The organism is Desulfobacterales bacterium, from assembly GCA_030066985.1.
Classification (GTDB): domain Bacteria; phylum Desulfobacterota; class Desulfobacteria; order Desulfobacterales; family JAHEIW01; genus JAHEIW01.
The window spans coordinates 164,210-185,622 of record JASJAN010000004.1 but is presented as its reverse complement, the minus strand read 5'-3'; the positions used below and the strand labels follow the sequence as shown (position 1 = coordinate 185,622).

The 21,413-nt window shown below is 47.3% G+C and carries 16 protein-coding genes; 11 read left to right on the top strand and 5 right to left on the bottom strand.

The window, feature by feature from the left end; translation table 11 throughout:
* Window positions 1-4 precede the first annotated feature (4 nt).
* A complete protein-coding gene (locus QNJ26_03635; GenBank protein MDJ0984614.1) occupies window positions 5-841 on the top strand; it encodes a TraB/GumN family protein in 837 nt (278 codons plus the stop codon).
* A 131-nt stretch (window positions 842-972) separates the two neighbouring features.
* Window positions 973-1,461 carry a regulatory protein RecX gene (locus tag QNJ26_03630; protein ID MDJ0984613.1) on the top strand — a complete coding sequence of 163 codons (489 nt, stop codon included), beginning with the start codon at window positions 973-975 and terminating at the stop codon, window positions 1,459-1,461.
* A gap of 78 nt (window positions 1,462-1,539) precedes the next feature.
* Here QNJ26_03630 and QNJ26_03625 read toward each other — a convergent pair whose 3' ends face one another.
* Window positions 1,540-2,061, bottom strand: coding sequence for a PilZ domain-containing protein (locus QNJ26_03625; GenBank protein MDJ0984612.1), 522 nt, complete (start codon window positions 2,059-2,061; stop codon window positions 1,540-1,542).
* Window positions 2,062-2,822: 761 nt separating this feature from the next.
* Between QNJ26_03625 and QNJ26_03620 the strand changes: the two genes are divergently transcribed.
* Window positions 2,823-3,683, top strand: a complete 861-nt coding sequence (locus tag QNJ26_03620) for a bifunctional helix-turn-helix domain-containing protein/methylated-DNA--[protein]-cysteine S-methyltransferase (protein ID MDJ0984611.1) — start codon at window positions 2,823-2,825, stop codon at window positions 3,681-3,683.
* Window positions 3,684-3,993: 310 nt separating this feature from the next.
* Here QNJ26_03620 and QNJ26_03615 read toward each other — a convergent pair whose 3' ends face one another.
* On the bottom strand, window positions 3,994-4,986 hold the full coding sequence (locus QNJ26_03615) for a radical SAM protein (protein MDJ0984610.1): 993 nt from the start codon (window positions 4,984-4,986) through the stop codon (window positions 3,994-3,996).
* A gap of 356 nt (window positions 4,987-5,342) precedes the next feature.
* Here QNJ26_03615 and QNJ26_03610 point away from each other — a divergent pair, with 356 nt between their 5' ends.
* The gene (locus tag QNJ26_03610) at window positions 5,343-6,029 is read left to right on the top strand and encodes a dienelactone hydrolase family protein (GenBank protein ID MDJ0984609.1); all 687 of its coding nucleotides are present in this window, start codon (window positions 5,343-5,345) and stop codon (window positions 6,027-6,029) included.
* Window positions 6,030-6,441: 412 nt separating this feature from the next.
* Window positions 6,442-7,680 (top strand): ATP-binding cassette domain-containing protein, encoded by a 1,239-nt coding sequence (locus tag QNJ26_03605; protein MDJ0984608.1) that lies wholly within the window; start codon window positions 6,442-6,444, stop codon window positions 7,678-7,680.
* 258 nt (window positions 7,681-7,938) lie between these two features.
* Here QNJ26_03605 and QNJ26_03600 read toward each other — a convergent pair whose 3' ends face one another.
* Window positions 7,939-8,238 carry a hypothetical protein gene (locus tag QNJ26_03600; GenBank protein ID MDJ0984607.1) on the bottom strand — a complete coding sequence of 100 codons (300 nt, stop codon included), beginning with the start codon at window positions 8,236-8,238 and terminating at the stop codon, window positions 7,939-7,941.
* A gap of 3 nt (window positions 8,239-8,241) precedes the next feature.
* On the opposite strand from QNJ26_03600, the gene QNJ26_03595 reads away from it, so the two are divergent.
* Window positions 8,242-9,144: a histone deacetylase gene (locus tag QNJ26_03595; GenBank protein MDJ0984606.1), complete on the top strand. Its 903-nt coding sequence runs from the start codon at window positions 8,242-8,244 to the stop codon at window positions 9,142-9,144.
* Window positions 9,145-9,343: 199 nt separating this feature from the next.
* Here QNJ26_03595 and QNJ26_03590 read toward each other — a convergent pair whose 3' ends face one another.
* A complete protein-coding gene (locus tag QNJ26_03590; protein ID MDJ0984605.1) occupies window positions 9,344-10,717 on the bottom strand; it encodes a tryptophanase in 1,374 nt (457 codons plus the stop codon).
* A 969-nt stretch (window positions 10,718-11,686) separates the two neighbouring features.
* Between QNJ26_03590 and QNJ26_03585 the strand changes: the two genes are divergently transcribed.
* The 4 genes from QNJ26_03585 (at window position 11,687) to QNJ26_03570 (ending at window position 18,623) form a co-directional block, all read left to right on the top strand.
* The gene (locus QNJ26_03585) at window positions 11,687-12,652 is read left to right on the top strand and encodes a hypothetical protein (GenBank protein MDJ0984604.1); all 966 of its coding nucleotides are present in this window, start codon (window positions 11,687-11,689) and stop codon (window positions 12,650-12,652) included.
* 153 nt (window positions 12,653-12,805) lie between these two features.
* The gene (locus tag QNJ26_03580; protein ID MDJ0984603.1) at window positions 12,806-14,032 is read left to right on the top strand and encodes a geranylgeranyl reductase family protein; all 1,227 of its coding nucleotides are present in this window, start codon (window positions 12,806-12,808) and stop codon (window positions 14,030-14,032) included.
* A 47-nt stretch (window positions 14,033-14,079) separates the two neighbouring features.
* Window positions 14,080-15,201: an NAD(P)-binding protein gene (locus QNJ26_03575; protein ID MDJ0984602.1), complete on the top strand. Its 1,122-nt coding sequence runs from the start codon at window positions 14,080-14,082 to the stop codon at window positions 15,199-15,201.
* Window positions 15,202-15,503: 302 nt separating this feature from the next.
* On the top strand, window positions 15,504-18,623 hold the full coding sequence (locus QNJ26_03570) for a trypsin-like peptidase domain-containing protein (GenBank protein ID MDJ0984601.1): 3,120 nt from the start codon (window positions 15,504-15,506) through the stop codon (window positions 18,621-18,623).
* Between the two features lie 297 nt (window positions 18,624-18,920).
* Here QNJ26_03570 and QNJ26_03565 read toward each other — a convergent pair whose 3' ends face one another.
* Window positions 18,921-19,598, bottom strand: a complete 678-nt coding sequence (locus tag QNJ26_03565) for a vitamin B12 dependent-methionine synthase activation domain-containing protein (GenBank protein ID MDJ0984600.1) — start codon at window positions 19,596-19,598, stop codon at window positions 18,921-18,923.
* 569 nt (window positions 19,599-20,167) lie between these two features.
* On the opposite strand from QNJ26_03565, the gene QNJ26_03560 reads away from it, so the two are divergent.
* Window positions 20,168-21,343, top strand: a complete 1,176-nt coding sequence (locus QNJ26_03560; GenBank protein MDJ0984599.1) for an aminotransferase class V-fold PLP-dependent enzyme — start codon at window positions 20,168-20,170, stop codon at window positions 21,341-21,343.
* Window positions 21,344-21,413 lie beyond the last annotated feature (70 nt).

Here is a 21,413-nt window from a genome sequence, read left to right as displayed (position 1 = left end):
TCATATGTTTTCAATTAAATCAAAACAAAAAAAGCTTAAAATGATCTGGCAGGTACAAAAAAACGGCAACAGCTCTCAGCTTGTCGGCACCGCCCATTTCTTTCCCTATAGCTTTCGAGATTCGCTGCGCCGCTGTCTGCAAGATGCTCGGGTGGCCATTTTTGAAGGCCCGCTGGATGAGGATAACATGGCCCGGGTCAGGCAAGCTGGTATAGATCCGGAATCGTCCTATCATCTCTTTGATGAGCTGGATGATCAAACCATTGCCGGCATCACCGGTGCCTTGATACCAGTTTGTCGGCTGAGAAATTCAACTCAATTTGTTCATTATTGTAAAGACAGCCTCAGAGAGACCGTTTACGATTTGGTGAAAGGCATGCATCCTTGGCTGGCGTTTTTTACGCTGTGGTCCACCTACTTGCGGCGCAATGGCTGGAAATATTCGGTCGATATGGAAGGATACAATGTGGCGCAAGAGTTGGGCAAACAGGTCGTGTTTCTTGAAAGCATTGAAGAACAAATAACGGTGTTGAAAAATATTTCACACGAGAAAATCATGTATTTTCTCAAGCAGACGGATCATTGGGAAACACTGGCCAATGATTACGTCAAGTCCTATTTGAAGGGTGATCTGGAAAAACTGCGACTTTCCGGTATCCGCTTTCCAAGCCGGCATCACACCATTATTGATCGTCGCGATGAAGTGTTTTTTAAAAGGATGCAAGCGGAGTTGGCCCAGGGGGATGTCGTTGCTTTCCTGGGGGCACCGCATCTAAAGGGAATGAGCCGTTTGCTTCTTGCCGATGGCTACCAGGTTAAAGGGCCCTGGCTGCCGGATTAAAGACAGAGGACAGAAGTCAGAGGACAGAGGGCGGAAAACAGATGACCCGTCTTCGCTCTAACGAGCTTGGGGCTCCGCCCTGAGGGCTACGACCCCACAAGTCGGCGCGGCAAGCAGAGATTAGAAGACAGATGACAGATGACAGAATACAGAGCCTTACGTCTCCTGATAAGAAGAATGACCAGCAGGCGATGAATACCGCGGTTCGAATTTTAACGTATCGCGACCATTCGCAATACGAATTAAAACGGAAACTGCAGCAACGGGGATTTGCGAGCGACGTTATCAATGGGGTGATAGAAAAGTGCGAGCGTTTCAATTATATCGATGACCAAAAAACCGCCCGGCTTTATATTTTACAGCTTAAACGCAAGTGTTTCGGCAAACGCTATATTCGACTGGCGTTAAAAAGGAAACGTTTAAGGGGTGACGCAATCGATAGGATTCTTTCGGCGGAATACCCCGGAGTTGATGAATATGTACACGCCAGCCGGATTTTAGAAAAGAAAAAGAAGACGTTTGCGCGCGAACCCGATCCAAAAAAAAGAAGCGATAAGATATATCGCTTTCTGTACTCGCGTGGATTCCACCCTTCTGTGATTCGAAACTATGTAAAATAGTCAATTAATCTAAACATCAATTGGTCAGAGGATTCCAACCATTTAACGAATCAACTATTTGACTATTTAACTTCCGTGTTAACTAGTGATCTCCAAAACCTCGTCAGTTTTTTCGGTAAAAGATTTCAATACGCGGATTTGATCGCCTGTGAGATGGATAAACTTCACACCAACACCGCGGGAATCAGCCCAGACGATTTCACCGATAAGATTTAATGCTTGGCGGTTTTCGGGAGATGAGAACCGAAGCAGCATTTTTAAACCGCTGGAAAACCGGTCGCTGGTTTCAATAAAGGCGCCGGATTTGCTGATGTCCAGAATATAGCTGCGAAATTTTTGCCCTCGAATTTTAAAATGGACGTTTATCAGGCAATCCTTTCTGGCGCTTGCCCTGCGGTCTGGCTGCTCGGCTTGGGGCTGCATTTCTTCCAGATGTTTCATAAATATAAACTGCTGCTCGGATGACATATCGATGGCTGCTTTTAACAAAAAGTTGGTCATGTTCCCGTTAAGAAATTGCTTGAAAAGATCCTTTTTCTGCTCCTCAGACAGATTTTTTATTAAATAGTACAATTGAGCGATGATTTCATAATCCTTCATCTTTCGATCGCCAGCAGATTTTGCAGTGAAATCTTTTCCTAATTTAGTGGACCGTTGCAGTGCGGAAATCATATGGTGCTCACCTTACTTTCTTAACGCCTTGAAAAATTTACGAGATTTAACCAGCATCCGACATGTGATGGAGAAATTGACCTTGCGACCCACGGCAGCATCTGTTTCATTGTCTGCAATGTTATGATCAAGTTCTAAATCTGCAAAAAGTATGCAAAAACCCCAATATCATATATTTATATAAATAACAGAGCCTTATTAAAATGACGGTTGTTGCAATTTAAAAATTAGTGTGTAACAAATGAATGAAAATTAGGTAACAGATGCCATACATAATGGTTGTGATTTGGGCGTTTTGCATTAAAAGAATATGGTTTTCAATCTGTTAGGCTAAATCTTCGGCCCAGCCATCAAAACCCACAAGGAGATACAGCGCGTGTCCAAATTTACGCTTTTTCGGCTCAAAAATCAGATGTTTTTTTAAATTTCGCTGCCATATCCATGGGTGTGCTCAGCTTCTTTATCCTGAGTTATCGATCTATATCTCCGATGCTGCAGGCCTGAGAACCGGGCATGTCATTTTCTGATAAGCGATATGTAGATAATTAATCCGGCAGCAACACCATGACCAGATATTTGAGATTGTTGGCGCTTTTGTCTTGGGCCAACCGAAAGGTGAAAAACCGCAAGAATCGGGTGGCAGATGCACTGCATATGGACTATTTTAGGCTAAAAAAAGGGGGACAAACATGACCGCTGAAACATTTTCCCAGGCTGCCATTGACTATGAGCGCATCGAAAAAGCCATCACATTTTTGATCGACAATTTTCACTCCCAACCGGGTTTGGAAGAAATTGCCAAAAAGATTCACATGAGCGAATACCATTTTCAGCGGCTTTTCAGCCGCTGGGTGGGAATCAGCCCCAAACGGTTTCTGCAATATTTGACTAAAGAGCACGCCAAAATCTTGCTGGAAAAGTCGATTAACCTGTTAGACGTTACCTATGAAGCCGGCCTGACCAGCCCGGGCCGCCTACACGATTTATTTGTTACCTGTGAAGCCGTCACCCCCGGAGAGTACAAGGCCAAGGGCAAGGGTCTTGAAATCGCATACGGATATCATGCCACCCCGTTCGGCGAATGTTTGCTGGCAACCACCGACAGGGGTATCTGCGGTTTGAATTTTGTCCAAAATCAAAATCGGCAGGCAGCTCTGTCAGGTTTGAAATCCAGGTGGAAAAATGCAACTTTAACTGAAAAACCGAATACAACCCGGCATATTGTTGATCGGGTATTCAATCCCCTGGCCGAACAAAACACAACACCTCTGCATCTGGTTTTAAACGGCACGAATTTTCAAATCAAAGTCTGGGAGGCGCTCGTCCGGATACCCATGGGGGCGGTGGTCTCTTATGAAGATGTAGCCGCCTACATCGGGATGCCCAAAGCGTCACGTGCCGTCGGCAATGCCGTCGGAAGTAATCCGATACCGTTTGTGATCCCCTGTCATCGGGTGATTCGCAAAACTGCGGATTTTGGAAATTACGGCGGCGGGAAGGCCAGGAAGCTGGCCATACTTGGCTGGGAATCCGTTCGTTGCAATAACTAAATGGTTATTTTTTCGCTGAGCGGTGTTCTCCGCACATCTTAGCCCTCGAAGTACTATTAGTACGTCGAGGGCTAAGATTCTTGTGCGGCCTTGCTCAGCGAAAAACTACCTCATTTATTTATTACAACGAAATTTTTTCAATACCATTCTCAAAATGGTTCTTATTGCCTCTTTCTTTAGAGCTTTTTATAAGCGGGGCTCATCAAAAAAATTTCTTAATTCTGGGTGCTAATTTAACAATTCCAAATATCCTTTTGCGGTCAGATGTATTTAGCGAATTAATTTTGATGGGTTGCTTGATTAAAGCACATCAGGGATTGGTGTAGAATTCTTTGGGGTTGAGTTCGTAGGGGCCGCCGAAATTGTGTTGGACGAATAGGGTTCGAATTTCTGTGCACAGATCGCATTTATTGATGTAACGAGGGTTTGCGGGTGTGAAATCAAAGGTCTCTTCGGCCATTTTATAAATACCCCGGATGCCTTTTGCAAACAAGGTCGATAAAACCGGATATGTATCGGCCCCAATCGGCTGGCCTAAGTCCTCTCTTCTGATGGAAAGACCGGCACAAAGTCCGGGAATGTAATTGCCAAAAAGATCCAGGTGAAAATGCCCCGTGTTTGTCAGCTCTCCCGCACAACCTCCGGCATTCTCATTTAGGATTTGTTCCGCAGATTTTTCCGCAAAAAAGGGTCTAAACGTTTTTAATGCCCGGCCGCCCAGGTGGATCCAGTAGCGTTGCGGCAGATTTTTCATATATTTTTCGCCGAACAAAGCTTCATATTCTGCCAGCGAGTGGGTGCCGCTGCCGTCCAACTGGGAAAGGTCCCCTAAAAAGTCTGATACCCATGGGAATATGCTGATACCGGTTTTGCGGGCGGCATCCACAACGCCTTTCATCTTCGCCAATGGAATATATTCGTTATGAAATGGGCTGATGGATACCAGCAGCGTCTGCAGGCCCTTTTGATGCAGGTGCGACAGCATGGCCGCTGCCGAGTCCTCATCCTTAAACCAGGACGAATTGGTTTCGACATAATCGACGTCAACACCGACGGCAGCTGCCACTTCGAGAATCGTTGCCAGCTTTTCGGGTCTTAAAAGGGGTTCCCCGCCGCCGATGTGCACTGCCGTACATCCCAGCTGCTTGATGGACCGCAGGTTTTCTTCGGCGACCTGCGGCGTCATATAATCCTTTTCCCAGGCCGGGCTGCAATTATACAGGCAATGCTTGCAGCGCGATGTGCAAAAGTAGTTGGTAATCAATCCGCCGGATATCAATCGATTGATTTTAAATTCAGACAAAAATAATCCTTTCGAAATATTCCATAGAAGGTGATTGAATCAAAACAGTTGGCGCTCCGGGCTGCGAGACACTGCATTGTTGATGGAAACGATCTGTTTGTCAAGCCCTGCACCATTGCACTTGACTCTCAGGCCCAAGCATTGTTAGACACAGAATAATTCTCAACAAGCGGCATTATATCGATTCGATAGTGTGGTTGCCAATGGGAGGTGGTTATGATCGAATTTCAGCTTTTTTCAAAACAATTTTATTCCGCAGCCATCGTTGCCTAAGTGTTTGCGCATTACAGAAATATGGCGCCAATTCACTACTGGCTCAAAAAAGTATTGAAAAATTTAAAAACGGAGTCAACAAAATGATCACCCAAAATGTGTCGATCCCGGTGGGAGAAACCGAGAGCGTCTCAGGGATCCTTTCGGTACCCGAGAATTTTGAGCGCCAAAAAACCAGGGGTGTTATTTTTGCTCACGGTGCCGCCAATGACATGCATAATCCACTGATTAAATATGTATCCCGGGAACTTGTGCAGGCGGGATATCTGACGCTGCGGTTTAATTTTCTTTACAAGGAAAAAGGAAAAAAATCTCCCGATTCCCAAGCCAAACTGGTTCAAACCTGGCAACGTGTATATCATTTTTTGAATACCCATCCCGAATTTAGCCCGCAAAGTATTGTTGCCTGCGGAAAATCCATGGGCGGACGCGTCGCTTCCCAGATGGTGGCCGAAGATCTGCTTCCGGTAAGCCAGCTGATTTTTCTGGGATATCCGCTGCATGCCCCCGGAAAAAAGGACCAATTACGGGACGCCCACCTATACCAGATAAAGGTCCCGATGCTTTTTTTGGCCGGCACGCGTGATGCCCTGTGTGATCTGGAGCGTCTCGATTCGGTGCTGGATCGCCTGAAAGCGCACTGGCACTTAGAAATCATTGAGGGGGGTGATCATTCTTTTCGGGTACCCAAAAACCATCCGATATCCCAGGATGATACCTACGCGCAGATATTGAAAGCCGCCTTGAACTGGCTGAGCGCGCAACCGTGAACGGTCACCACCGCATGGGTATAGATAACTATTTGCTTTTTATTGCCAGCGCCTGCTATTTACCGCTTTATCCTCATTTCCCGCCTTGCATGATTCCATTTTATGATTAGGATATTATAAAGGGTATTGGTATTAAACCGTTCCAGGTCCTTTGACCTGTTTGTCAATTATTCAGCAAAGAAATTATTGTGTAATCCCTGGGATGCCCTTCTCATTACCGGGACGTTGGTAACCATTTTGGGGAATGTCGCCTGCCCTCATGAAGCGATACCCCACCCATGTGATCGTTAAGTCCCGCCCGAAGTGTTGCCCTAGAGCCGACAGAAGTTGCACTGTGTTAGACACAAACGATGGTGATATGTGATCAGATGGCATACGTTGATAATTGATCGGCTGTATACAGGGTGCCATGATGAGCCCTCCTATAATAGAATTTAAAAATGTTACCAAACGATTTGGCCAGCGCACCATCCTGGATGGCGTCAACTTAACCATATCTGAAGGTGATGTGACCACCATCATCGGGAAAAGCGGCGAGGGTAAAAGTGTCCTACTCAAGCACATCATCGGTCTGCTGAAACCGGAAGAGGGTAGTGTGCTTTTTCGAGGCCAGCCCATCGAAAAAATGTCGCGTAAAAAATGGAATGACTATTTATCGCAGTGCAGCTACATGTTTCAGAGCAACGCGCTTTTTGACTCTAAAACGGTTTATGAAAATGTGGCCATGCCGTTGAGAAAATTCAACCGACTCACCAAAAAGCAAATTCATGACCGGATAATGGCCCGTCTGGAGCAAACCGAGCTCATTGAAGTGGCTCACAGATACCCATCCGAGCTCTCGGGCGGGATGCAAAAACGAACCGCGCTGGCCCGGGCTATGGTAACCGATCCGAAAATCGTTTTGTTCGACGAATTGACCACCGGCCAGGACCCCATTCGCCGGAATGCAATCCTGGGTATGATCGCCGAATACAAAAGAAAATATGGTTTTACGGCGGTTTTAATCAGTCACGATATTCCGGATGTATTTTTCATTTCCGATCACATATTGGCCCTTTATGGCAAAAAAATAGTTTTTCAGGGCACCCCTGAAGCCTTTGAGGAATTCCAGCATCCCTTTTACGATGAGATCATCGACAGCATCGAAAATTTGCAGGATGAATTAACCGGTATGCATTCCAGGCGCCAATTTAAGGTGCGCTATCAAACCGATCTGGCCCGCAATAACGGGCATAGACATTACATTGTTGTTGTCTTTACCCTGGAGGATCTGGATCGCATGATCGATAACCTGGGGCACACCGCCACCCAGGTCGGCATCCGCAAAATGGGCGAATACATCAATAAACATTTTGGTCTGGTCGGCGGGTTTTCTGCCCGCCGCCGTGTCAATCAATTCAGCACTGTTTTGCCGTTTTCCGATCTGGATGAAGCCGAAGGAATCCTGGCTAACTTTACGCGGGATTTTAAACAAAACGGATTGCTAAGCATCGAAAGGGCAGCCAGGGAGGTTAACCCTGAGATGCGCTGCTTTGACTTTCTGGTTACTGCTGGAATGGCCCGCGGCGGTGATAATGTTGAGCTGGCTTCTATTATGGAGTTTGCGGAATTTAAGAAGGCGCCTATTGCGCAATTTCAGTGCAACATCTAGAAGCTGCCTTAAAAATGCATCTCACGCCCAAGGGCTGCGTTAAAAACCAATTCAAAATGCTCGAATACTAATCCGCCGGAGGCGGACTCCACTTTTGAATCGGCTTTCGCCTTGCCCTTGAACGTGAGCTGCTATTTTTAAGGCAGCTTCAAATATTAAAATTTCTCGGTATTGACTAAGGGTTTGTGTTTCGCAGCTAATTGTATAAATAAGGTGGACCTAAAGATGAAAAAATTCATAAGATTCCCTTTGAATGTGTTAATTTTGATGCTTTTGTTTGCAGCGATGACAGTTGCCTCTGACGAGCAGCCCGCGGCGGATGCGCAAGTCGTATTCCACGTGAGCTGATACGATGTCGGCAAAGCAGCCCTGGATGGGCTCGATGGTGTCAAACAGGTGGAAAGCGGTATTCAGCAAAACAAGCTGTGGTTTAAGGAAACCAATACAGTCTCTTACGATCCGCAACGTATCAGCATCGATGAGATGAAATCCGCCCTGCAAAACGCCGGTACATATCGTGGCATCCTGCCGCCCGATGAAGAATAGGATTGGATTCAACGTTTGAAAATTTTTTATACGGATTCATTTACCATTCCCCTGGCGGAGAATCATACTTTTCCGATCGGCAAGTATGCCCTCCTGCGTAAACGAATTGAAAATTCCAACCGATTCTCTCCCCAGCAATTATGTGTCCCCCACGCGGCAACCGATATTGAAATCTGCCGCTCTCACGATCCGGAATACCTGCAGCGGTTGCAGCAAGGCCAGTTGACCGCCAAAGAGACCCGGCGTATCGGGCTGCCCTGGTCGCAAGAGCTCGTTGAGCGCGCCAGGCGATCGGCCGGGGCCACTGTTGACGCTTGTTTTGCAGCCCTTGATGATGGTGTTGCAGTTCATCTGGGCGGCGGGACCCACCATGCCTTCAAAGACCGGGGCCAGGGGTATTGTGTGTTCAATGATAGCGCCATTGCGGTGAGAGCGCTTCAGGCGGATACCCATATCAAGCGTGTGCTCATTCTAGATTGCGATGTACACCAGGGTAACGGCACTGCAGCGCTGCTGCAGAAGGACCCGAATGTTTTTACCTTTTCGATCCATGGAAAAAACAATTTTCCCTTCCGCAAAGAAAAAAGTGACCTGGATATTGCCCTGGATGATGGGACTGATGATCGGGTGTATCTGGATGCTTTGGACAACGGCATAAGGGCGTCCTTAAAAGAGGCCAAAGCCGATGCGGTCATCTACCTGGCCGGGGCAGATCCTTTTACCGAAGACCGTTTCGGGCGCCTGGATGTGAGCAAAGAGGGTCTGGCAGAACGGGATCGACTGGTGTTGCGGTATTGCCGGGACGCCGGACTGCCGGTAGCTGTTACCATGGCCGGCGGCTATGCCCCCAACATCAAAGACACCGTAGACATTCATTTCAATACCGTCTGCATCGCCGCTGAATTTCAGAAGTCCTGATTATTTTTTTGACAGGATTTACAGGATTTTACGGGATTATTTTTTCTCAGCAAGTTAACTGACAGAAAAGTATATTTTTGAGAGAACTTCAATTTTATGGGATTGTTTTTTCGCCGAAGGCGATTGAGTTTTTCGGCTTTCTTCCGGAAAGCCGAAAAGAAAATCTTTGAAATCCTGTAAATCCTGTCAAAGAACTATTCTACAAAGGTTCGAATTGGGCTGTGAAGTGCCTAAGTATGGGGGGCTCGTAAGTGATGCGCATGCCTTTGATCTCATCCCTTTTTTCAAAAACTGATTCAATGCACTCGACCACATAATCGATTTGGCTTTTTGTATACACCCTGCGGGGGATCGCCAGGCGCACCATTTCCAGGGGGGCTGCTTTGAATTCGCCGCTTTTCGGGTCGGTTTTGCCAAACATCACGCTGCCGATTTCACAGGAGCGGATGCCACCAACCAGATAGAGCTCGCAGGCCAGGGCCTGGCCCGGGTATTGATGCGGCGGGATATGCGCTAAAAATGCCCCGGCATCGATATAAATGGCGTGTCCGCCGGGTGGCTGAAAAATCGGGGCACCGAGCGCCGCTATATGTTCACCCAGATAGGCAACCGACCGAATTCGATATTTAAGATAGTCTTCTTCTAACACCTCGTCCAGCCCGCGTGCAAAGGCCTCCAGGTCGTGACCGGCCAACCCGCCATAGGTGGGAAAGCCCTCGGTGACAATCAGAATGTTGCGGGCCCGGCCGGCCAGCTGATCATCGTTGACCGCCAGAAAACCGCCCATATTGACCAGGCCGTCTTTTTTGCCGCTCATAGTGCAGCCATCCGCGTACGAAAACATCTCCCGGGCAATTTCCCGGGCGGTTTTGTTCGCATAACCGGGCTCTCTGAGTTTGATGAAATAAGCATTTTCGGCAAAGCGGCAAGCATCCAGGAAAAAGGGGATGCCATGGGCGCGACAGATTTCGGCGGTTTGACGAATATTTTCCATCGAAACCGGTTGGCCGGCATTGGCGTTATTGGTGACGGTCAGCATCACCAGCGGAATGCGTTCCGGACCCTCTCTTTGCAGCAGGGATTCCAGGGCGTCGAGGTCCATATTGCCCTTAAAATCAGCGACCAAGTTCGGATCAAGCCCGTCAGCGATCGGCAGATCAAGGGCTTCTGCCTCGCTCATCTCCACATTGGCGCGGGTGGTGTCAAAATGGGTGTTATTGGGGACAATTTTGTCCTGTCCGCCGACGATGCTGAACAGGATTTTTTCGGCTGCGCGTCCCTGGTGGGTGGGGATGATGTGCCGGAAGCCGGTCAGATCCCTGACGGTTTGCTCAAGCCGTGAAAAGCTTCTGGAACCTGCATAGGCCTCATCACCTTCGATCATACCGCCCCACTGGTGGGCACTCATGGCCGCCGTGCCGCTGTCGGTCAGCAGATCGATCAACACATCCTCGGCCTGGATGCCGAACAGATTGTATCCGGCTTTCTTTAAGATGGCCTCGCGCTCCTCACGGCTGGTAAAGCGCAGCGGCTCGACACTTTTAATTTTAAACGGCTCGATGATGATTTTCATTATCTTCTCCACGGAATTTTATAATTGCAAATCAAGGTGTAAAGTGAAGGATAAAGCGACCTTGACTGGGTGTCAAGAATCCGGACAGGAAAGAAGAAATTAAAAGACATCCGCCATAACAAATGGATCTCATCAAATACCACGCGAATGGAAGACAGCGAACCATGGGAAAACTATTTTTTTCCCAGTAGTGTTTCAGATAGCTTTTTTATAGTTAACATCGCAATCCCTCAGGCAAATGGCAACCAGACTGGAATTATAAAATATGATTTCGAATACTTCCAAACGCCGATGTAAATGGCCGACAGTTCTGCGATAGGCCCCAGAGTGAAAGCTAGAAAGTAAAAATACAGGTCGCTTTTTATATGCCATTTATAAAGCATAAAAAGACTGACAAAAAAAAGCACAGGGCCAGAATAACCGGGCAAATCGCCGAGTTGGCAATTGTCGATATCTATTCCGCTATACAGTTCCTGATAAAATTTTGATTATTGAACCGCATGGCGCAACAGACGGCGAAAGCGTCGCTTCTGAACTTCAGAGAGACGATCTTTGCTTAAATGACTGCACCGCAAGGCCGTATAATAATGTCGGAAAAAATTTATCAATCCCATACGATTAAATCCATTTTGCAAATTTTTATTTCTTGATTTTTTACCGTTACTACGATGAGGCAAGGCTGTCAATTCCACAATCGGCCGAATTTGCAAAGGCGAACTGTCCTTATTTATCGGCTTTTTTGGTTGACAATTTGCCACCTTGTGGTAATGAAAAAAGATTATTATTAGTGTTAAATCTGCATAATTCCTTGCATCACCGTTCACTTGAATAAAGATCTTTTGAGTTTGATATTATAGAACCTCTGACTGAGTATAATTTAGAATCGAATTCGGATTTTACTCGAAAACAAGACTTAGAAAAGATCATCTTAAATTACGTGTTCACATCTCATTTTGAATTCTGCTGCTGATGAACGGTTTGTCTGACACCTATCGATTTCCGGTTTATGCCTGGATCAGTCTGGCACTTTTGGTGCTTGCGCATCTTTTAATGCTCCTGAATTTAAACGGAGGCAAACACCAGCTGTACCTTTTGATGTGGTGGCCATACATCCTGACGGTTGACGGGCTGGTCTATCTTCGCAAGGGATCTTCTTTACTGACTCATCACCGCAAAAAATTTTTTCAGCTATTGCCATTGTCCATTGCGTTCTGGCTTGTATTTGAGTTGCTCAACGTTGTTTTAAACAACTGGCACTACATCATGGTGCCGGTAAATTCTGTTTTTCGCTGGATAGCCTATGCCATTTGCTTTGCGACCGTATTGCCGGCCATCTTTGAAACCAAAGAGCTGCTGGAAGCCTATGGTTTGTACAAAAATTCGCGTGTGCCGGCCATTTCGCCATCAACCCGCTGGTATAAGCCTTTTATCATTATTGGCCTTGCTTTTTTACTGCTGCCGCTGCTCTGGCCCCAATACTATTTCCCTTTGATTTGGGGGGCATTCATTTTTCTGCTTGAGCCTTTAAATCATCGTTTTGGCGCGCGTTCCTTGATGCGCGAATGGGAGCAGGGGAGCCTGCGGACGTTTTACCTTTTACTGGTTGCCGGGGCCATTTGCGGTCTGCTGTGGGAATTTTGGAATTTCTGGTCGATCACGAAATGGGTTTATACCATTCCCTATGTGGGCTGGTTAAAGGTCTTTGAAATGCCTATCCTGGGTTTTCTGGGATTCCCGCCCTTTGCAGTGGAATGTTATGTCATGCTGAATACGGTTTCACTTATCCGAAAAAGACACGCCTGGAAATACACCACCTACCTCGCTTTTTTTCCGAAATCCCTACGGTTATTGTTGCCGGGTTTAACGGTTTTAATTTTCTTTCTTTATGCCTTCTACATGATTGACCTGAATTCGGTGATCAGTTGGCGGCCATAGGGTGACAGGCATATGCTTTGCCTCATCGAAACAGGCTTTGATGCCTTTTTCTTTCTATAGAAAATCTTTAAATCTGTTTACATAACCCTGCCCATTGTTTAATATTCGGTCTTAGTCTTGATCTCGCCTAAAAACAATACTTAACCGTTCCAAATGCATGCGTTAGACGAAAAAGTAAATTGGCAATCCGATATCCAATCTATACCGGATCAGCTCTGGGACGTAGTCATCATCGGTGCTGGGCCGGCGGGCGCAACTGCGGCCTGCCACCTTGCAGCAGCACATTATAAGGTTTTGCTTTTGGATCGCAAAAAATTTCCACGCGAAAAAGTATGCGGCGACGGTTTGCTGCCTGATTCTTTACGTTGTTTAGATGCTATAGGCATTGGCAGAAAGATTCGGTCGCACAGTCACCAGGAGAGTACTTGCTCAATATTTAGCCCGTCCAGAAACAAAGTTGATATACCCGGTGAATTTTTAACCATTAAGCGAAGTATATTAGATACGATCATTGCCCAAAATGCTGTTGAGCGGGGTGCTGTTTTTGCTTTTGGTGAAGCAAATTGGCTGGCCACTGAATCGGATGGTGGCGTAACTTTTACCATCCAGGGAAGTGATCGACGATATCGGGCACGTATTGGAATGTTGGCAACCGGAGTGAATGTCCGTCTGTTTCGTCATTTGAAGTGGTCAGTCCAGAAACGGCCCAGCGCTGTAGCGCTCAGATGCTATGTTCGTTCAACGTACCCAATCGATCGATTAATTGTTTCCTATGATAAATCTATTGTTCCGGGCTATGGCTGGATTTTTCCCTTAAAAGATAATGAATACAATGTGGGGTGTGGAATAAGATTGCATTATGTTCAGAAAGGCAACATCAATTTAAAAAAAGCGTTTTATAAGTTTGTGGATGCCTTTCCGCTGGCCAGGGAATTAATGCGCCAGAGTGATCACAGAACAGCTTTGCAAGCGGCTGCTTTGAGATGTGATTTTGAAGGTGCACACCCTTATGTCAACGGGCCGGTCGTCGCAGTGGGCGAAACCATTGGAACGACCTTACCCTACTTAGGTGAGGGGATCGGCAAAGCCATAGAATCCAGTCAAATGGCGGCTGCGGCCGTCAGCGCCGCATTGGCATCAGAGGACCTCAGCAAGCTCAACCAGTACAGCCAAAATGTGAAATCAAAGTTAAAGCCCCGCTATCGCGGTTATCGGATGGCTGAAAAACGGCTGTCCCGGCCCTGGCTTAACAATTTTATCATTGGCCGATTCGGTACCAGCACCTATGCGCAAGAAATGCTGGCCGGTATGATTGCCGAAACCAAAAATCCGCAGGATATTTTTTCATTAAAAGGTATTGTTAATACTTTTTTTAAATAAGTATTTAGCAGTCATTGGGTTAACCTCAAATTGTTATCGATTTTTATATGATGCAACCAGTTAAAATCTTAGGCGGTGGTATCGCCGGTTTGACAGCCGCCATTAATTTGAAACAGGCGGGAATTGATGTCGAAGTACACGAGCGCAAAGAATTTTGCGGTAAATCGACAGGTGATTTTCAATTAATGGAAAACTGGATTTTCGAAGAAGATGCCTTAGCGGCATTGAAAAAATTTAACATCACCGGCAACTTTTATGTAAAACCCTGGTATTCTCTTGAATTTATAAGCCCCTCCTTAAAAAGGTGCCTAAAGAAATCTTCTGAACCCCTGATGTATTTTTTAAAAAGAGGGCCGATGGAAGGCGCTATTGACCGTGCTCTTCAAAAACAGGTGATCGATGCCCATATCCCCATCACGTTTAAGTCAACGCTCACCGTCAATGATGCGACGATCGTTGCCATTGGAAAACATAAACCCAACTTTATGATGACCGGCATTTCTTTCCCATTTGATCACCCGGATTCTGTTATCGTTTTGTATGATGACCGGCTGTCGCATAAAATGTATACTTATATTACAGTAGCGGATAAAATCGGGCAGCTGGTGGTCATCAATCCAATCGAAAGAACAGATCATGAGCTGCGTTTGGATCGGAGCATTAAACGCTTTGAAGAAATATTTAATGTTAAAATTTCAACCATTGCGCATCGCTTTGCCGCCCCCTTGAGCTTGAATTTCTTAAAGAGCGCCAGAATTGATGGCCGCTATTATGTCGGCGAGGCAGGCGGCTTTCAGGATGGCCTGTCTGGTTTTGGCTTGATGTACGCTTTCAGATCCGGATACCACGCAGCCCAAAGTATCATCCAAAACGATGACTATGACCTGCGCTGGCAATCGGCTATGCTCAAACCCATAGAAGTTTCCCATATCAACAGATACCTGTTTGAAAAATTATCCAACGAGGGTTACGAAAAATTGGTCAACATGCTGGGTAGTCAAAATCCGGCTATTGTCAAATTACTTGGTGGCGATGATCTAAAAAGCATCGTAAAAAAAATCTACCACCATAGCCCTTCTTATTTGTTGCATCCCATCCTATTTTGGCGCAAGCTGTCGCCATTATACACTTTTTTGCTTTCGCTGCCGGGGCGTTTGTTGTCCCGTTGAATTCATGTGGCGGCCAAATCGGTCTAAGGCCTTGATTGACATTTAGCATTTGGTTAGATATAATTTATTGAAAAGTTTGGAAATATTTCATCAATAAATTTTTGTCCAGAAACGAAATGCTTCCGTTTGATATATTGCCCTAACATATTCGGCTCCGAAGGTTATCCATCCTGGAGCTTGACTCCTGCTTTTAAATGAAAGTAGAGCTTTAAACAGGCGGCATCTTTTTTCGCCGGGTCGTTTTTTGCGTACTATGGCCTGCAGATCATAATACGATACAACCTTAATCTTGCATGGAATAAATGAGACTTTGCCCCCAATGTGACCAGCCAGTCGCCGAAGAAATTACGCTTTGCCCGTCGTGCGGCAATGAAATCGGCGAGGGCCGCAAATACATCGACGATTACCGTATCGTCGATATTCTACACGAAGGTCATTCCAGCTTTCTGTGCCGGGCCATCCGGGAACGAACCGGTGAGATGGTGATGATCCGCCTGTTTACGCCCCAGGCGGGGGTCGATGAAAAAGTGGCCGCCAGACTTACCCAGGAGCTGGAACGTCTCAAAAAACTGCCCGATAAAGGATTTGTGCGCCATTACGCCATTCGAAAATCTACCGACGGGCTGTGGTACCGCATTAGCGAATGGATTGACTCAGAAAGCTGGGGTGCCTTGTTGACTTCCGGGCGGCTGCAGGATCGTCAGATAGCTTTAGATCTGTTTTTTCAGATGGCTTCCATCCTGACCGTATTGCACCAGGAGGGTTACGTCATACCGCATCTGATTTTAAACGATATTATGCTGGTGCGCGCTGAAAGCGGACAGCTTGAGGTCAAGGTTGACTACAAACTTTCACGGTTTTTTGATCCCAAAAATGACCGGCCCGGGCCCATGCTCAAAAAATTGCTGAACGTCCACCCGGATATTGTCAACCACCGCCCCCTTGATTTCAGAAGCGATATCTGGTCGTTGGGAAAAATTTTCGTCGAGATGCTGTCTGCGGATCTGGATACAACTGATTATCTGGTCAAAGTCGACGAGCTCAATTTGCCGGAGGCCGCCAAAGTCCTGCTGAAAGTCATGCTGGCCGATGATCCGGACATCCGCCCGCGGTCCATGGCCGAGGTGGCCATATCCCTTGCACGCATCAAAGAAAAGCCTGTTGATGAAAAGCCCGAGCCTGTGCCGTCACCGGCAGCTGTTGCCCGCAGGTTGACTATCAAAGGGCTTCAGAATCGCATCAGCATTTTGGCGGTGTTAATCATCATATTATCGATGGCCGGATTTATGGCCTGGTATCAGCTTAGCCAACGCAAGACCGGATTTGAAAACCGTCTGGAGGATTATGCCAATCAATATTCACCAGCAGTCGGTTTTATCCTGGTAGAGTACTGGCTGGAAATCGAAAATGAGCAGATGTACCGCAATATGGCTGAGGGGACGGCTTTTTTGGTGGACAGCGACGGCTATATGCTGACCAGCCGTCACGTGGTGTGCCCCTGGTTGGAAGACACCACCCTTCTGGCCACTGTTCAGCATTTTACCGCGGTTGATAAGATACCGGAACTAAAATACCGTATCTATCTATGGTTTGAAGGCGCGCGGGCCTTTAACCGCGTCTCGCGCGTGATCGAAAGCCCGGATCTGACCGACGTTTATTTTATCGAGAATGCGTTTAGCACCGAATCCGAACCCCGCCTGTCTATCGCCGGTGTACCCAAGCCACCGGTTCAAACCCGTCAGGTGATTACCTCACCGCTCAAGGATGATTTTGCCGTCATAAAGATTGATCAGGTGCCGCAAGGGATGGAACCGCTGCCGTTGGACATAAAACTGGATTCTAAAAGTGTTCCCAAGCTCTCGCGACTGATTACCATCGGGTTTCCCCTGGGCAGCCGAACCCAGGATGAGGCCGTCAACGCCAGTGTTACCGGCGGCAATGTGCGCCGGTCTTTCGAAAATGTGATCCAGGTTGATACCTCTCTGTATGGCGGCAACAGTGGGGGGCCGTTCATCGATGAGCGCGGCAAGGTGATTGGCATTGCTGCCGGTGTTGCTATGGATGTGGCTCAAGGGATGATGCAGGCCGCAACGCCTCGCTGGGATCTGGGCATGGTTTTACCCATTACCAATGCCGCCCAGTTTCTTGAAGAATTAAAGGCCGGTCAGGCCAAGTGGAATGGTGAGCTTGATTTTTCAATCGAAAAAACACTTGAAGAAATCAAGAAAAAGGCCTCTGAAGGCTTGTGGGCCGAGGCCCAGACGCTCGCCGATGAAGAACTCAAGGGCAACCCGCAGCCGGAAATGATCATGGCGGCCGGCATGATGCATTATTGCACCGGGGATAACAAGGGTGCTGCCAAGCTTTTTTCAAAAACCCTTTCCATGGATCCTGCCAATCCAGAAGCCCGACTGATGCAGTTTTTAATTGACTGGCTAGCCGGTGAAGGTGCCAACAGTCCTTATCGTGAGCAGCTGTTGGCTTTGGATTGGCGCTCACCGGCTGAATTCCAGGGGCATCTGGTCCGGGTTTTAGAGGACTTAATCGATGAAGTGTCAGCCCTGGATAGCTGGCACACAGATGCTGAAAAAAGCTGGCTGTATTATGCCATCAGCCTGATCCGGGTTGAGCGACAGGATTGGGAAGGCGCTGAAAAGCTGCTCAGAGAAGCGGTGTTGACCGCCGATACGGACGCCTGGGAGTTTTTTGTGGTGCGCGCCAAGCTGGAGCAGCTGCAAAAACGTCGCCGCAAGGCACTCAAAACCAAAGCGCAATGGAAGACCTATAACAAGGACATTGAGACGTTTAACAAAAGCGTCGCGGAAAAGCTGGAAAAAGACGCTAAGATTAAAGCTGAATTGCCCCTATTGATGGCCAAATTTATCGATCAGAGTGTCGCGATCAAGGAAAAACGGGAAGTGCTTGCCAAAATATCGGAAATATACCCGGACAATCGTAAGGTTTTCGTGGCCTTGGCCTTTTACAGCGCCGCCGATGGAGATTGGGATAAAGCACTTGAATACATCCGTACTTTTTTAGATAGCGGCGGTCGTCAAAACGCAGATCGCATGAGTCTGGGAATTCTACAGGCCGGGATTTTAAACAAACAGGGCCAGGCCGATGAAGCCCGCTCAAGTCTTGAAGCATTTACGGCCCGAACCATGGACCCGTGGTATCTGATCATCAGCGATTATCTATTGGGTAATCTGACCGAAAGATCGCTGCTCGAGCAGGCCGGTGAGAGCCCCGAAAACCTATTGACCGCTCACACGGCTGTCGGGCTCTGGGCTGAAGGGGCCGGCGACAAACAAAAGGCCATCAAACACTACCGGGAGGCTCTGGGCTCTTTTATGGATACCTGGCTGGAATACGATTTTGCCAAAGAACGTCTGTCCCGCCTGAAACAGCCCGCCTCGCAATAACATAACCTTCACCGCAAAGACGCAGAGATTGCAGAGAATATTTTTTCTTGGTCTGATTTCCTGAGAGGGAAAATCAGACCAAACAATCTGCCTGCGTCAAATAGCTTTTGAAATAAAGTCGGTTTTATGGGGTAAAATAGCTTATGATCAATAAATACTTAGAATTAGAAGCTTGTCCAAAAATAGGCTAAGAGAGCTTTTTTAGTTTTCCGTCCTCTCAACGGAAAACTAAATGAAACTTAACTCTGCGATCTCTGCGTCTCTGCGGTGAACGAAAATCGATAATCCTACCTGAATTTATTCCTTTATTCCGTAGTCTTGGGCCAGTTTTTCATCATAGCGTGCTTTTCTGCCCGGGCATTTTCCGCGCTGGCACAGCTGGCAGTTGAAAAAGGAAACTTCGGTCTGAAAATAAATCCCGGAAATAGACTTTGTCGGGATCATTAAAAAGGACGGCGTCAGACGGACGCCAATGGCGTCTTCTACATCTGTGAGCAGGCGAAAAAGTTGGCCTTGTTCTTCAATGGGCCATTCCTGCAGCGATCCCGGGCTCATAAAGGAAATTTTCTCCAGGCCAAACTGTTTGCACAGGTGTTCCTGCAGATTTTTGCGAACCCCGTTTAACGCCACATTGCCGATGATATCCAGATAATATTTTTCCAAGGGGTCATCTAACTTTTGGATCTCCTCTTCCAGACCGGGCCCAAGCGTCACCACATACGCAAACAGGCGCTCAACGGGATCTAAGTTTTTGCGCAACACCTTGCTTTTAAAATGCAGGCCCTCAACGATGACGGCATCATCCATTTTTTCATCAATATAACAAAGCTTATACGCCGCCCTGGGTGCAATATGGGTCTGGGCCATGGCGATCAGCTGTTGGACGAGCTGAGCGTCCCTGTCGGAATCCAGACGCAGAATTTTAGCGACCTTTTTGGGGGCGATCTTGACCGGTATTTTTTCTAATATTTCCATGGCTAAAAAACCTGTTTTAAAAATCGATTTATGATTATAGCGATGTACCCTGTGTGCGTCTTTTATGAAACCCTCATCGATCTTATACCAAATAAAAATCCCAATTTCCAAGCACCAAATTACGACTTGGCCTGAACTCGTCGCAGGCCAAATAAATCCCAAATCTCAAGTTTTCATTTACCAAAACATTTGAAATTTTGAATTCTGGTCATTGCGATTTGCCCTTCGACTTTGCTCAGGGTGGTGAGTCCTTCGACTCTGCTCAGGACCGTGAGCCTGTCGAACGGCTTGTCGAACCATTTGATATTTGTGATTTTGTGATTTGGAATTTTTCTCATGCAAAAACAACATAATGTTTTAAAAATATACCAAGATTTTGTATATATTTGTGGAACATGACAGTTGAGTGGTGCTCTTTATTGACAGTGTTGTCGCATCTCTTTATACTCGCCTCATATCGCCGGCATCAACTGGCGATTTGCTGATAAGGTTTGCCCGAACGATTCGTCATCGCAGTTGTTCAGATCCTTTCCACAATTTTAAATCCGTTTGAACATAAGGAGTTGACTATGGCATCACAATCAACCGAAGCGCCGCTGAGAAAGCTTATGGGCCCCGGTCCTTTGGATATTCATCCAAGGGTTTACCGGGCGCTGACATCGCCGGTCATCGGACACATGGACCCGGCCTATTTTAAAGCGCTTGACCAGATCGGTGACCTTCTGCGTCAGGTTTTCCAGACGCAAAACCGCCTGACCCATGCCACCCCGGGCACCGGCACATCGGGCATGGAGGCCTGCGTGGCCAACCTGATAGAGCCGGAAGATCCGGTTCTGGTCTGTGTACACGGCTATTTTGGAGATCGATTGCGCCAAATGGCCGAGCGCCAGGAGGCTGACGTAACGGTCATTGAAGGTGAATGGGGCCGACCAACGGATCCACAACAGGTTGAAGATGCCTTTAAAGATAAAGGGTTTAAAATTATTGCGCTTGTTCATGCTGAGACGTCTACCGGGGTACAGCAGCCAATGGATGATATCGTGCGATTGGCAAAGGAAAATGATGTCATGATCATGCTCGATACGGTGACCTCCTTAGGCGGTCTCGAAATCAAAACCGATGAATGGGGGTTGGATGCCGCTTACAGCTGCTCTCAGAAATGCATCGGCGCTCCGCCGGGGCTGGCACCGGTGACGTTCAGCGATCGCGCCATCGAGGCGGCCCACAACCGTAAGCATCCGATCCGCAGCTGGTATCTGGATATCACCCTGCTGGACAAATACTGGGGATCTTCCCCCCGGGTGTATCACCATACCAGCTCCAGCACGCTAAACTATGCGCTTTTGGAAGCCCTTTTGCTGATCGAAGAAGAGGGCCTACAGGATCGTTTTGAACGTCACTATAAGAACCATCGGGCACTGGTTGCCGGTGTCGAGGCAATGGGTCTTGATATGCTGGTCAAACCCGAGCACCGCCTGCCGACCCTGAATACAATGCGCGTGCCTGAAGGGGTTGATGAAGCCAGGGTGCGCACTTATTTGTTAGAAACCTTCAATCTTGAGATCGGGGCAGGTCTGGGAGCGTTGGCCGGCCAGGTCTGGCGCGTGGGATTAATGGGATATTCTTCATCAGCAGAAAATGTCCTCTTTTTCCTGACGGCTATCAGCCGGGCGCTGGCGGTGCAGGATTGCAAAACCGATCTGGCCGCAGGTTCCGAGGCTGCCATGTCCCTGCTGAATGCTTGATTGAGTTTGAATCGGAAAGTGAACTAAATTGAACTAAAGTTCGAAATGACTAAAGCTAAGTTCTCGCGTT

Bases quoted from the DNA above. Each gene is read 5' to 3' on its own strand.
- QNJ26_03570 (MDJ0984601.1), top strand. From the start codon at position 15,504: ATGAGACTTTGCCCCCAATGTGACCAGCCAGTCGCCGAAGAAATTACG.
- QNJ26_03575 (MDJ0984602.1), top strand. From the start codon at position 14,080: ATGATGCAACCAGTTAAAATCTTAGGCGGTGGTATCGCCGGTTTGACA.
- QNJ26_03635 (MDJ0984614.1), top strand. From the start codon at position 5: ATGTTTTCAATTAAATCAAAACAAAAAAAGCTTAAAATGATCTGGCAG.
- QNJ26_03590 (MDJ0984605.1), bottom strand. From the start codon at position 10,717: ATGAAAATCATCATCGAGCCGTTTAAAATTAAAAGTGTCGAGCCGCTG.
- QNJ26_03625 (MDJ0984612.1), bottom strand. From the start codon at position 2,061: ATGAAGGATTATGAAATCATCGCTCAATTGTACTATTTAATAAAAAAT.
- QNJ26_03585 (MDJ0984604.1), top strand. From the start codon at position 11,687: ATGAACGGTTTGTCTGACACCTATCGATTTCCGGTTTATGCCTGGATC.
- QNJ26_03605 (MDJ0984608.1), top strand. From the start codon at position 6,442: ATGAGCCCTCCTATAATAGAATTTAAAAATGTTACCAAACGATTTGGC.
- QNJ26_03560 (MDJ0984599.1), top strand. From the start codon at position 20,168: ATGGCATCACAATCAACCGAAGCGCCGCTGAGAAAGCTTATGGGCCCC.
- QNJ26_03580 (MDJ0984603.1), top strand. From the start codon at position 12,806: ATGCATGCGTTAGACGAAAAAGTAAATTGGCAATCCGATATCCAATCT.
- QNJ26_03630 (MDJ0984613.1), top strand. From the start codon at position 973: ATGACAGATGACAGAATACAGAGCCTTACGTCTCCTGATAAGAAGAAT.
- QNJ26_03565 (MDJ0984600.1), bottom strand. From the start codon at position 19,598: ATGGAAATATTAGAAAAAATACCGGTCAAGATCGCCCCCAAAAAGGTC.
- QNJ26_03610 (MDJ0984609.1), top strand. From the start codon at position 5,343: ATGATCACCCAAAATGTGTCGATCCCGGTGGGAGAAACCGAGAGCGTC.
- QNJ26_03620 (MDJ0984611.1), top strand. From the start codon at position 2,823: ATGACCGCTGAAACATTTTCCCAGGCTGCCATTGACTATGAGCGCATC.